This is a genomic window from Pseudomonas sp. Nvir (assembly GCF_963778085.1).
Taxonomy (GTDB): domain Bacteria; phylum Pseudomonadota; class Gammaproteobacteria; order Pseudomonadales; family Pseudomonadaceae; genus Aquipseudomonas; species Aquipseudomonas juntendi.
Window position 1 is genome coordinate 1,318,025 of record NZ_OY970405.1, and the last position, 12,310, is coordinate 1,330,334.

General features: G+C 62.3%; 9 protein-coding genes. 5 read left to right on the top strand and 4 right to left on the bottom strand.

The features are described from left to right. The first annotated feature begins 60 nt into the window (after positions 1 to 60). The gene (locus tag AACG97_RS06400; RefSeq protein ID WP_115293522.1) at positions 61 to 990 is read left to right on the top strand and encodes a LysR family transcriptional regulator; all 930 of its coding nucleotides are present in this window, start codon (positions 61 to 63) and stop codon (positions 988 to 990) included. Between the two features lie 221 nt (positions 991 to 1,211). Here AACG97_RS06400 and AACG97_RS06405 read toward each other — a convergent pair whose 3' ends face one another. The 3 genes from AACG97_RS06405 to AACG97_RS06415 all read right to left on the bottom strand — a co-directional run bounded on the left by AACG97_RS06405 (position 1,212) and on the right by AACG97_RS06415 (position 3,582). Next, positions 1,212 to 2,477, bottom strand: a complete 1,266-nt coding sequence (locus AACG97_RS06405) for an OmpP1/FadL family transporter (RefSeq protein ID WP_125920368.1) — start codon at positions 2,475 to 2,477, stop codon at positions 1,212 to 1,214. A 147-nt stretch (positions 2,478 to 2,624) separates the two neighbouring features. Beyond that, entirely contained in the window at positions 2,625 to 3,107 is a 483-nt protein-coding gene (locus AACG97_RS06410) for a hypothetical protein (protein WP_009686212.1), read from the bottom strand. A gap of 250 nt (positions 3,108 to 3,357) precedes the next feature. Then, positions 3,358 to 3,582, bottom strand: coding sequence for a hypothetical protein (locus AACG97_RS06415; protein ID WP_009686213.1), 225 nt, complete (start codon positions 3,580 to 3,582; stop codon positions 3,358 to 3,360). 947 nt (positions 3,583 to 4,529) lie between these two features. On the opposite strand from AACG97_RS06415, the gene AACG97_RS06420 reads away from it, so the two are divergent. After that, on the top strand, positions 4,530 to 4,949 hold the full coding sequence (locus AACG97_RS06420; protein WP_115293523.1) for a tetratricopeptide repeat protein: 420 nt from the start codon (positions 4,530 to 4,532) through the stop codon (positions 4,947 to 4,949). A 160-nt stretch (positions 4,950 to 5,109) separates the two neighbouring features. Next, on the top strand, positions 5,110 to 6,483 hold the full coding sequence (gene rmuC / locus AACG97_RS06425; RefSeq protein ID WP_175442642.1) for a DNA recombination protein RmuC: 1,374 nt from the start codon (positions 5,110 to 5,112) through the stop codon (positions 6,481 to 6,483). Here rmuC and AACG97_RS06430 read toward each other — a convergent pair. Beyond that, a complete protein-coding gene (locus AACG97_RS06430) occupies positions 6,455 to 9,931 on the bottom strand; it encodes a hybrid sensor histidine kinase/response regulator (RefSeq protein ID WP_009686216.1) in 3,477 nt (1,158 codons plus the stop codon). The genes rmuC and AACG97_RS06430 overlap by 29 nt on opposite strands. A gap of 260 nt (positions 9,932 to 10,191) precedes the next feature. Here AACG97_RS06430 and AACG97_RS06435 point away from each other — a divergent pair, with 260 nt between their 5' ends. Continuing rightward, the gene (locus AACG97_RS06435) at positions 10,192 to 10,923 is read left to right on the top strand and encodes a GntR family transcriptional regulator (RefSeq protein ID WP_029886688.1); all 732 of its coding nucleotides are present in this window, start codon (positions 10,192 to 10,194) and stop codon (positions 10,921 to 10,923) included. A gap of 99 nt (positions 10,924 to 11,022) precedes the next feature. Continuing rightward, positions 11,023 to 12,297: an MFS transporter gene (locus AACG97_RS06440; RefSeq protein ID WP_029886687.1), complete on the top strand. Its 1,275-nt coding sequence runs from the start codon at positions 11,023 to 11,025 to the stop codon at positions 12,295 to 12,297. Positions 12,298 to 12,310 lie beyond the last annotated feature (13 nt).

The following is a 12,310-nucleotide window of genomic DNA, read 5'->3' on the forward strand; positions in this document are numbered from 1 at the left end:
CAGTAGACCAGCAATACTGAGTTCTTTATAAAGAGATGCTTACGAATCAAGGGCCACTACATGGACCTGCTCAACGCCATCCGTTGCTTCATCAAGGTCGTCGAAGCCGGCAGCATTGCCGCTGGCGCCCGTAACCTCGGCCTCACCCCGGCAGCGGTCAGCCAGAACCTCGCCCGCCTGGAAAGCCACCTGCAGGTGCGCCTGCTTACCCGCACAACCCGTAGCATGTCCCTGACACCCGCAGGCAACCAGTACTACCAGCGTGTCAGTCATATCGAACGTGATCTTGCCGAAGCCGAGCAGGCCATCACCACCCCAGACAGTGAACCCCAAGGCCGACTGTGCATTGCTTCGACCTCGGCGTTCGGTCGCCATGTAGTGGCTCCCCTGATACCCGCCTTCAGCGCCCGCTACCCAATGCTTTCGATAGAATTGGTAACGACCGATCGCCGCGTCAACCATGCCCGTGAAGATGTCGATGTGAGCCTGCGCATCACCCCGCAGCTGGAAGAGCAGCTGCTGGCCCGGCACATCGCCCGTATCCCGTTCATTTGCTGCGCCTCACCCGGCTACTTGCGAAGCGCCGGCCTACCGAGCACGCCTGAGGCCCTGCGCGATCACCGGTGCCTGGTGTTCCGCTACCCGGTGGACGGCCGCCTGCTACGTTGGGGGTTCATGCGTGACGGGCTGCGCTTCGAGCCGGTGTTCGGCAACGTGCTCATCAGCGACGACATCGATGCGCTGACCCACATGGCCGTGCACGATGGTGGTATTACCCGCCTGGCCGAATTCATCGTGCGGCCACATCTGGCTTCAGGTGCGCTGGTGCCGTTGTTTGAATACAGCGACAACGGCCAGGCATACGCCCAGACCGAGCCGATGGATATCTACCTGTGCCTGGCGGACCGCTTTGCCATGACGCCTGCTGTGCGCGTGTTCACGGCGTACCTGCGTGAACACCTGGCTGACACCTGGCAAGTCCAGACGTGAAAAAACCGCCCCGAGGGTAATGCCAGTCAGTTAAGTAATTTGGGGCCGCTTTGCGACCCTTCGCGGGCACGCCCGCTCCCACAGGGAATCGCGCTTTTCTTGAGTTCAGCGCCAAACCTGTGGGAGCGGGCGTGCCCGCGAAGGGCTGCAAAGCAGCCCCACTAACGCTTAACTGACAGGCATTAACTCCTAGGGCGGTTTTTTTCAGGTAGCGCGTACTGTCAGAAACGATAGGTAAGCGACGCACCGACACCGTGCGCGCTGTTCTCGTACTTGGCCTGGTAGCTGCCCTTGGTTGCGCTGACCTGGTTGACCTTGGTGTCTTCTTCCCAGAGGTAGGAATAGGCCACGTCAATGGTCATGTCGTCATTCGGGCTCCAGCCTGCGCCCAGGCTGAACACCTTGCGATCACCTGTCGGGATGCGCGGCGAACGGTCGTGGTTGTTGGTTGGCGACTGGTCAACGGTAAAGCCGGTACGCAGTACCCACTCCTTGTTGACCTTGTACGATGCACCAATGGCGTGTGCCCAGGTGTCGTGCCAGTTCTGCTCTTCGGTGATGGTCTGGAATGCCGAACCTGCCAGTGGCGCAGGCACATCGTTCTGCACGGTGATGTTTTCCAGGCGGCTCCAGCGCGTCCAGGTGCTGCCCGCGTACAGGGTCCACTGGTCATCGAGTTCGTGGGTAACCGAAAGGTCGACCGATTCCGGCGTCTTGATCTTCAGGCTGGCATCGAACTTGTTGCCGTTGAACGGCCCGATCAGCGGGGTGCTGACGCGGGTCTTGCCTTCCAACTTGTAGTCGACCATCGAGTGATAGGTCAGGCCGACGCGGGTGCGGTCGGTGGCCTGCACCATAAGGCCGATGTTGTAACCAACGGCAGTATCGTCACCCTTGATTTTCACTTCACCATCGTTGCGGCCCGGGGTTAACGGGTTGATCAGGCTGGAGCCCAGTTCACCCTTGATGCGGTTGATGGTTGGACCAAAACCGATCGAGACCTTGTCGTTGAAGGCGTAGCTGACGGTAGGCTGGAAGGTGACGACCTCGACGTGGCTCTTTTTGCCCCAGTAGCGCGCAGCATCATCGCTGCCGTAGTCGGTTACCAGGCCGAACGGCACATAGACACCGAAGCCGACGCTCCAGTGGTCGTCGATAGGTTTGACGTAGTAGCCCATGGGCACGCCAACGACCGGCACCATGTCACCATCGGTTTCCCCCCCGAGGTTGCTGCCTGGCCCGGAAATGTCGGTTTTGGCGATGACGGCTGCGCCGCCCACGGTGACCTGTTCACGTTTGAGGCGGGACATGCCGGCCGGGTTGCCAAACACGGTGCTGGCATCTTCGGCAGAAGAAGAACGTCCCGCGAAACCTGTCCCCATGCTGCTGATGCTCTGTTCGTTCAATGCAAAGCCGCTGGCGAGCAGTTGGCTGGATGCAAGAGCAACGGCTACGCCGAGGGAGGTTTTGAGCATTACTTTTTTCATTATTAGAAAACTCCTTGGGATCTCCGGGGCGAAAAGCTACCAACAAATGACGCGCCGCGCTATAGCCTGAATCGCAGGAGTTAGAGCGGTTTTGTAGGACAATCCGACCAAAATTCCCTTTTTTCCGGCTTTGATGTAGGGCGCTTCTCAAGATGCCTGGGGCAATCTTTGATCCACGCAGGTGTGCCAAGCATGAGTGAAGTCGCGCAAGCGGCCTTGGGGGGAGAAAATCTGACGCCATATGCGCGCCAGTGCCAGTAAATCGTCAGCGGCGGGCAAGGGCATGGCGTGCTCTTCGACGAGCATCCAGGCAATGGCCGTGGAGTATCGCAGGTTGACTGTAAGCTCGAGGTGCGGGCCGCCCAGGAAGGCATGCTGGCTTGCCAGGCCCCGGACCAGGCTGGCCAGATCGGGATCACGGGCCAGGTAGTTGTCCCACAGCGCTTGGTGGCGGTGTTCGCCAATGCGGTAGAGGCCGTGCCCGCGTCGGTCGTGCAAGGCAGCCCCGAGTGCCGACTGGCTGGCGGCAATGCCCAGTAACAAGGCTTCAGCGCTGGCGCAGTGACGGTTCAGGTAAACCAGGGTGGGCCGTATCACATACTGACACAATTCATTCGCCGCAATACCCATGATGCCCTCGAACAGTAAAGGGCCGGACGGGCGCTGGAGCTTGGCAGCTGGTGAAGGAGTCAGGCCCGCCGGAAGCGGCAAGTACCGCTCGAGTTGAAGTGTAGTGTGATAATCGTGGTGTAAAGAGCTGTTTTTAAATCGATTGCTGCCTGGCGTTGCGGGGTATATGCCCTAAGGCAATTACGCCGTGAACGTTCAGGCAGGTAGACGATGGCATGATTCAGCGTATGAATACTGCAGCATTCGCCGCTCACGCGGTGAGCGACTGGCGAGTCCTTGCAATGACTGCCTGCAAGGGTTCATTGCGGCTGTACTGTTCAGGGTACAGGCGCTCGGTGTGGCAGGCGACGCCGTGTTCGTCTACCAGGGTAAAGCTGAAGCTGCCTTTGCGTGGGGCAACGATAAGGCACTTCAACGGCGAGAAGGCCTGGGAAAGGGTGCCAATGGCAGCCTGAATCTGATGATGGGTTTGCATATTGTTGGATGTTCCTGCTTTAAACACGGGAAGTATGATCCGTGCATGATAGAAACGTTCCAGTGACGCCATTATTAAGGGACGAGCGAACCTGACTGGAACAGGGCAGCCAGAGGGGGCGCAATCAAATGTGGGCGCTTGGGCTGACTGGTAGGTACTTCAGAAGGCAGGCAGCACGCCGAGGCCAAGGTTCGCGGCCATCGGGATGGGATCCTGATCAATCTGTCGGGTGATTCGTGCCTGACCAGCCTGTGGCTGGCGAGTGAATCATCGAATGGGCCGGTCCTGGTTTCAGCAGGGCCGCACTTGGGAGGTGGGCGACTGCAAGGACATTGGGCCAGAATTGACTTTCAGCTTGGTACTAACGAGGCGGACTGTACATTGAATGAGTGCGCTTGGCAAGCACCGTGTCAGTATTGGGTAGCCGAGCAGTATGGCCTGAATTTGCCAGGCTGGGAAGAGGGTGCAAATGGCCCGTATCGCCACGGATGTGCCCATTGCGTGCATTCAAAAGAGGGCTCACGGTGCATTTGTTCACATTCGGTGCAGGGCTTGTAACAGCACCGCAACAACCCCTGCCGACTTCGCCAATGCCTTGACTGCGTGGTTAAGTCAATGAAAAAAAACACTATTTTCAGCTGGTGAAAAAATCGTCAGTTTGACTGAAGCCCACAGTTTACGGGGGTTTGCGGGGTGTGTCATAGGGTTGTCCACCGAGTTATCCACAGGAACTGTGGATTGTCCCCGGCACTTGCTCTAGCACGGGCGTATCAGCTACGCGCCGAGCTGTCCGACAATCGCGAAGCCTGGGCGACTAGCCCAACCATTCGCCGGCGAACGTCAAGAAAAGATCATTTAAAATTTTTTTCATTGTTCCGGATTCGACAGGCCATGGCGAAAAAAAAAGCGTACAGTGGCGCGCCTTTCGCATTGCCTGACGTGTTGCCATGAAGTTCCGCAGTAAACACCTCGCCAACTCCGCCGCCCCTACATCACCCCCTGACGCCAAGCGGTTCAGCTTGAAAGTGGCCTTGTGGCTGCTCGATAGCCCGCGCCTCGGTGACAAGCCCCAGGTCAAGCATCTGGCGGGCCGCCTGCTGAAGCAGCCGGCCCGCCAGGGTGTGGTGGTGGCGCAAAGCCGGCTTGGGCAAATGCTGTGCCGGGATTGCGGCAATGCCCGTGACCGGCGTATTGGCCATGAGTTACTGCGCCAGGCAGCGCGGGCCGGGGACCGGCGGGCGCAGCTGGAATACGCGCGGTTGTGCCAGCACAACGCGCCGGCGCAGGCGCGTTACTGGCTGGAGCTTGCGGCGGGGCAAGGTTCGCAGGAAGCGCAGCGGCTGCTGGGGCAGTGGTTTGCGGGTTGAAGGCTGATAAGCTGCAGCCAATTTGCACAGCGCGTTCGGGGTAAGCATGACAGTGGATCTGGCCAGCATTCTGCTCGGCGTGGTGGCAGGGGCTTTGCCCTGCCTGGGGTGGATCATGCAGCTCCAGCGCCGTCAGGGGGCACGGCAGGGCGAGCAGGCATTGCTGGAGGAGCGCCTCAACGCCGCCCAGTTGGCCCAGGCCGGGCTGCAAGCGCAGCTGGATGCCAGCCGCGACGAAATCAGCGACCTCAGCGAAGCCAATACCCTCAAGCAGAGCCAGCTGGCCGCCCAGGGCCGTGAGCTGGAGTTGCTGCAGATCGACCGCGACAACGCCCGCGACGCTGCCCATGCCTGGCACCTCGAACGCGCCAACCGCGAAGCCGAACTGCGCCGCCTGGAGGCGCAGAGCGCACGCCTGGAGGCTGAACTGCGCGAACAGCAGGAAAGCCACCAGCAACGCCTGGAAGACCTGCAAGAAGCCCGTGACACCCTGCGTGCCCAGTTCGCCGAAATGGCTACCAAGATCTTCGACGAGCGTGAGCAGCGCTTTGCCCAGACCAGCCAGCAGCACCTTGGCCAGTTGCTCGACCCCCTCAAGGAACGCATCCAGTCGTTCGAAAAACGGGTCGAGGAGAGCTACCAGCAGGAAGCCCGGGAGCGCTTCTCGCTGGGCAAGGAGCTGGAGCGCCTGCAACAGCTCAACCTGCGCCTGTCCGACGAAGCTACCAACCTGACCCAGGCACTGAAGGGGCAGAAAACCCAGGGCAACTGGGGCGAGTTGATTCTCGAGCGGGTACTGGAGCATGCCGGCCTGGAGAAGGGCCGCGAGTACCAGACCCAGGTCAGCCTGAAAAGCGCCGATGGCGAGCGCTTCCAGCCCGATGTGCTGATCATGCTGCCGGGCGACAAGCAGGTGGTGGTGGACGCCAAGGTCAGCCTCACGGCCTACCAGCAGTTCGTTTCCAGCAATGACGAGGCCGCGCTCAAGCAGCATGTGCAATCGCTGCGCAGCCATGTCAAAGGCTTGTCGAGCAAGGATTACAACCGCCTCGAAGGCCTGCACAGCCTCGACTTCGTGTTGTTGTTCGTGCCCATCGAGGCGGCCTTCTCGGCGGCCCTGCAGGCGGAGCCTAACCTGTTCCAGGAAGCCTTCGACCGGCAGATCGTGATCGTCAGCCCCACGACCTTGCTGGCGACGTTGCGGGTGATCGACAGCCTCTGGAAGCAGGAACGCCAAGGCCAGAACGCCCGAGAGATCGCCGAGCGGGCCGGCTGGCTATACGACAAGTTCGTCCTGTTCATCCAGGACCTGGACGAGCTGGGCAGTCGCCTGCAACAGGTGGACAAAGCCTATGCTGCGGCGCGCAACAAGTTGTGCGAGGGGCGCGGTAACCTGGTAAGCCGCAGCGAGCAATTGAAGTTGCTCGGCGCCCGCGCCAGCAAAAGCCTGCCGCCCGACTTGCTGGAGAGGGCGCTGGCCGACGCGGCGGTGGCCGATCAAGCGCTTACTGAACCAGGCTCAGATGGCGATTGAGCATAGCGCGCAGGGCCGCAGGCTTGACCGGCTTGGCCAGGTAGTCGAGGCCGGACGCATGCACCAGGGCAATGGTTTCCTTGCTGCCGTCGGCACTGATCACCACACCCGGTACGGGCTCACCCAACCGCGCACGTAGCCAGCCCATCAGCCCGGTGCCGGTCTCGCCGTCGTCCAGGTGGTAGTCCACCAGCGCCAGGTGCGGGCGCAGGCCGTGGTCCAGCAAGGCGGCGCATTCGGCCTGGTTACGCGCAGTAGACACCTGGCAACCCCAACGGCTGAGCAGGCTGTTCATGCCGATCAGAATGCTGTCTTCATTGTCTACGCACAGTACCTGCAAGCCTGCCAGCGGCTGGCTCGCCTGCTCCAGCGGGGCGGGCTGTGCCGGCGCGGCCTGACGGGCGATGGGCACACTGACCCGAAACACCGTACCTTTGCCTGGCCATGAACGTACTTCAAGTGGGTGGCCGAGCACCCGGCACAGGCCGTCGGCGATCGCCAGGCCCAGGCCCAGGCCCTTTTCGGCACGGGTTTGGTGGCTGTCCAGGCGCTTGAATTCCTGGAAGATCACCTGCAGCTTGTCGTCGGCGATGCCTGGGCCGCGGTCCCAGACTTCCAGCCACAGCCGCCCGCCCTGGCGCCGTGCCCCCAGCAGAATCGGGCTTTTGCCATAGCGCAGGGCGTTGGTAAGAAAGTTCTGCAGCACCCGGCGCAGCAGCTTCATGTCACTGTCCACCCGCAGGCGGCTGCCGCGCAGGCGGAATTCCAGGCCCTTCTCGGCAGCCAGCAGCTTGAACTCGGCGCCGAGGGTGTCGAACAGTTCGGTAAGGGCGAAGGGCTTGGCGTCTGGGGTTATCTTGCCGTTTTCCAGGCGCGAGATGTCCAGCAGGTCGCTGATCAGCTCCTCTGCCGAGCGCAGCGAGCTGTCCATGTGCTGCACCAACTGCCGGGCTTCTTCATTCATGCCTTCGGCCTGCTGCGACAAGGCGGCGGAAAACAGCCGTGCAGCATTCAACGGTTGCATCAGGTCATGGCTGACTGCTGCCAGGAAGCGGGTCTTGGACTTGCTGACCGCTTCGGCCTGGCTCTTGGCTTCGGATAAGGCCTGGTTCAGTTGCGACAGTTCATGGGTGCGCTCGGCCACCCGTTGCTCCAGGCCTTCGTTGGCATCGCGCAGTGCCTGTTCGGCCTCGCGGAACGGCGTGATGTCGGTGAAACTCATGACGAACCCGCCCCCGGGCATCGGGTTGCCGATCAACTCGATCACCCGGCCATTGGGGAACAGCCGTTCGGACGAGTGCGCACGGCCCTGGCGCATCCAGTGCAGGCGGCGCGCCACGTGCACCTGTGCTTCGCCGGGGCCGCACAACCCGCGCTCGGCGTTGTAACGGATGATGTCGGCAATCGGCCGGCCGACACTGATCAGCCCCTCCGGGTAGTTGAACAGCTCAAGGTAACGGCGGTTCCAGGCCACCAGGTGCAGGTTCTGGTCGACCACACTGATGCCTTGGTTGATGTTTTCGATTGCTCCCTGCAGCAGGGCGCGGTTGAACTGCAGGACTTCGCTGGCTTCATCGGCGATGCGTACCACGTCTTCCAGCTGCATGTCGCGGCCTTCGATGGCCGCCTTGACCACCGCGCGGGTCGACGAGGTGCCCAGCACGCCGGCCAGCAGCCGTTCGGTGTGTTCGATCCAGTCGCCGTCCGCGTTCTGGTTGGGGTTGAAGCCCTTGCCCTGGCGGTAGGCAAAGCGGATGAAGCTCTGCCGGGCGCGCTCTTCGCCAACAAAGCGCGATGCCAGGGTCAGCAGGTCGTCGATCTGTACCGCCAGCAGCGGCTTGCTGCTGGGCCGGGCGCTGGTCTGCTGGCCAATGAAGCGGCCAGCCTGCCAATGTTCGGACACCCGCGTGCGCGACAGCAGCGACACCCAGGCGAACAGGGTGAAGTTGCCCGCCAGCGACAACACCACGCCTTGGGTCAGGGGGCTGATTGGCAGGTTCAGCGGGTTGCCGTGCAGCCAAGCCAGCCCTGGGAACACCTGCAGGGGCCAGCCCACACTGTGCGCGGCAATCGGCAACACCAAGGTGTAGAACCACAGGAAGATACCGGCAGCCAGGCCGGCAAACACACCGCGGCGGTTGGCCTGCTTCCAGTACAGCGCGCCGAGCATGGCCGGGGTCAATTGGGTCACGGCGGCAAACGCGATCTGGCCGATGGTTGCCAGGCTGGCGGTCGAGCCCAGCAGGCGATAGCTGACATAGGCCAGCAGCAGGATCACCACGATGGTCACCCGGCGCACCGAGAGCATCCAGTGACGGAAGGCTTCGAACGGCCGTTCGGCATTGTTGCGGCGTAGCAGCCAGGGCAGCAGCATGTCGTTGGAGACCATGGTCGACAGTGCCACGGCCTCGACGATGACCATGCCGGTGGCTGCCGAGGCGCCGCCGATGAACGCCAGCAGCGCCAGGCTCGGGTGGGCCTCGGCCAGCGGCAGGCTGATCACGAACGAGTCGGAAATCACGGCCCCTGGCAGCAGCATTTGCCCGGCCAGGGCAATCGGCACCACGAACAGGGCAGCCAGCCCCAGGTACAGGGGGAACACCCAGCGGGCCAGGCGCAGGTCTTGTGGTTCGATGTTCTCCACCACGGTAACGTGGAACTGCCGCGGCAGGCAGATGATCGCCATCATCGCCACGGCGGTCTGCACCACCATGGAGGGCCAATTGATGGTCTCCTGCCAGTAATCCTGCAACTGAATCGACTGGCGTGCCTGGCTGAACAGGTCGCCGAAGCCGTCATACAGGTTGAACACCACGAAGATGCCCACAGCCAGGAAGGCCAGCAGCTTGATCAGCGATTCGAAGGCAATGGCCAGGACCATGCCACGGTGGTGTTCGGTCACGTCCAGGCTGCGCGTGCCGAACACGATGGCGAACAGCGCCAATACCAGCGACACCACCAGCGCGGTGTCCTGGACGCGTGTGCCGGTGGCGTCGGCACTGGCGCCGATCAGCAAGTTCACGCCCAGCACGATGCCCTTGAGCTGCAGGGCGATGTAGGGCAGCACGCCAACCAGGCAGATCAGCGCCACCACCACCGCCAGGGTCTGCGACTTGCCATAGCGTGCGGCGATGAAGTCGGCGATCGAGGTGATGTTCTGCTGCTTGCTGATCAGCACCATCTTCTGCAACACCCAAGGCGCAAAAATCAGCAGCAGTACCGGGCCCAGGTAGATCGGCAAGAACGCCCACAGTTGTTCGGCGGCCTGGCCAACGGCGCCGAAGAAGGTCCAGCTGGTGCAGTACACGGCCAGCGACAGGCTGTACACCCAGGCACGCAGCTTAGGCGGCAACGGCGTGCTGCGGCGGTCGCCATAGAAGGCGATGGCGAACATGATGGCCATATAGGCCAGGGCGACCACGGCGATCAGCCCGCTGGACAACGACATGAAAACTCCGAAGCAATAAGATAACGCGGTCCCGATCTACCAGTCTGGCACGCTGGTGGCGCTTCGTCAGCGCCGACGATGGTCGCAGTGGCGCGTGGTCGCAGGGCCCGGCTTCGCTGACCGGTACCGGCCCTGTCGCCAGCAAGGCAGCTCACGCCTCAGAACCGCGACAGGCGGAGGATTGACAGCCCGGCATACGCGGGGAATACTGCCTCCAGAATTCATATATATGTTTATATAACAACAAGAGAGCGAGACCCATGCACCCACTGTCCGGTGATGCTCGACTGCCCCGTTACCAACAACTGCGCGACCACCTGCTTGAGCAGATTGCCAACAACCGCTGGCGCCCAGGCGAAGCGATCCCGACTGAGGCTGCCTTGGCCACCGAGTTCGACATGTCAGTCGGCACCGTGCGCAAAGCCGTGGACGTACTGGTGGCTGAAGGCGTGCTGGAGCGTCAGCAGGGGCGCGGTACCTTCGTGCGCCGCCCGCAATTCCAGTCTTCGCTGTTCCGGTTCTTCCGCTTCGAAGCCGCCAATGGCCAGCGCGCGGTGCCTGAAAGCCGCATTCTTGCCATCGAGCCGATGACCGCGCCTTCGGCGGTCGCCGAAGCACTGGGCCTGGCGGTTCACAGCGAGGTGATCCGAATTGTCCGTACGCGCCTGCTCGGCGCCCAGCCGGTACTGGCCGAAGAAATCTGGTTGCCGCGCCAGACGTTCCAGCCGTTGCTGGAGGTCGACCTGAACAGCGAGGGGCCGCTGCTGTACCCCCTCTACGAAGCACTGTGCGGCCAGGTGGTCGCCTACGCCGAAGAAACCCTCACCGCCGAAGCGGTTGACGCGGCGCATGGCCGTTTGCTGCAACTGCCGGCCGGCAGCCCGGTGGTGGTGATCGAGCGCCTCGCCCGTGACTACGCCGGCAAGCCGCTGGAATGGCGCCGCTCACGCGGCCATGCGCAGCACTTCCGCTACCGCATCGACATTCGCTAAGCCGGCGGCTGCACCCCGTTTCCCTCTGCGCCGTGCACACGCGGCGCGGTGGCTTCGCTTGCCTGGCGGTCACAGGCACACACTATAAGGATAACAATCATGTTCAGTTGGTATCGCCAGATCACCTCGCGGGAACGCAAGACATTCTGGGCCTGTTTCGGCGGCTGGTCGCTCGATGCGCTGGAAGTGCAGATGTTCGGCCTGGCCATCCCGGCGCTGATCGCCGCGTTCTCCCTGAGCAAAGGCGATGCCGGCCTGATCAGTGGCCTGACCCTGGTGACTTCGGCCATCGGCGGCTGGCTGGGTGGCACCTTGTCCGACCGCTACGGCCGCGTGCGGACCCTGCAGTGGATGATCCTCTGGTTCTCATGCTTCACCTTCCTCTCGGCGTTCGTCACCGGTTTTTACCCCTTGCTGTTGGTCAAGGCCATGCAAGGCTTCGGTATCGGCGGCGAGTGGGCTGCCGGCGCCGTGCTGATGGCCGAGACCATCAACCCGAAATACCGCGGCAAGGTCATGGGCACGGTACAGAGCGCCTGGGCCGTGGGCTGGGGCCTGGCGGTGGCATTGTTCATGCTGATCTACTCGCTGGTGCCGCAGGAATTTGCCTGGCGGGTGATGTTCTTCGTCGGCCTGTTGCCGTCGTTGCTGATCCTTTGGGTACGCCGCAACGTGCCCGAGCCGGACAGCTTCCAGCGCCTGCACAACGCCAATGCCATCCCTGCCAGCTTCCTGCACTCCATGGCCGGCATCTTCCGCCCGCAGCTGTTGCGCGTGACCTTGCTGGGCGGCCTGCTTGGCCTGGGCGCCCATGGTGGGTACCACGCGGTGATGACCTGGCTGCCGACCTTCCTCAAAACCGAGCGCAACCTGTCGGTGCTGAACTCCGGTGGTTACCTGGCGGTGATCATCCTGGCCTTCTGGTGCGGTTGCGTGGTCAGTGGCCTGCTGATCGACCGCATCGGCCGGCGCAAGAATATTCTGCTGTTCGCCCTGTGCTGCGTGCTGACCGTACAAGCCTATGTGTTCTTCCCGCTGACCAACACGCAGATGCTGTTCCTCGGCTTCCCGCTGGGCTTTTTCGCCGCCGGTATCCCGGCCAGTCTGGGGGCGTTTTTCAATGAGCTGTACCCGGCCGAGGTGCGCGGTGCCGGGGTGGGCTTCTGCTACAACTTCGGCCGCGTACTGTCGGCAGTGTTCCCGTTCCTGGTCGGCCACATGAGCGAGTCGATGTCCTTGGGCAGCGCCATTGGTATCGACGCTGGCATCGCCTATGGCGTGGCGGTGATCGCCGCCTTGTGCTTGCCGGAGACCCGCGGGCGCACCCTCGAAAATGCCACGGCGCCGCACACCGCCGGGGCAGTTGCCAAATAACCTGACTTTTCTG

Bases quoted from the DNA above. Each gene is read 5' to 3' on its own strand.
- AACG97_RS06410 (WP_009686212.1), bottom strand. From the start codon at position 3,107: ATGGGTATTGCGGCGAATGAATTGTGTCAGTATGTGATACGGCCCACC.
- AACG97_RS06435 (WP_029886688.1), top strand. From the start codon at position 10,192: ATGCACCCACTGTCCGGTGATGCTCGACTGCCCCGTTACCAACAACTG.
- AACG97_RS06405 (WP_125920368.1), bottom strand. From the start codon at position 2,477: ATGAAAAAAGTAATGCTCAAAACCTCCCTCGGCGTAGCCGTTGCTCTT.
- AACG97_RS06430 (WP_009686216.1), bottom strand. From the start codon at position 9,931: ATGTCGTTGTCCAGCGGGCTGATCGCCGTGGTCGCCCTGGCCTATATG.
- AACG97_RS06400 (WP_115293522.1), top strand. From the start codon at position 61: ATGGACCTGCTCAACGCCATCCGTTGCTTCATCAAGGTCGTCGAAGCC.
- AACG97_RS06415 (WP_009686213.1), bottom strand. From the start codon at position 3,582: ATGCAAACCCATCATCAGATTCAGGCTGCCATTGGCACCCTTTCCCAG.
- AACG97_RS06440 (WP_029886687.1), top strand. From the start codon at position 11,023: ATGTTCAGTTGGTATCGCCAGATCACCTCGCGGGAACGCAAGACATTC.
- AACG97_RS06420 (WP_115293523.1), top strand. From the start codon at position 4,530: ATGAAGTTCCGCAGTAAACACCTCGCCAACTCCGCCGCCCCTACATCA.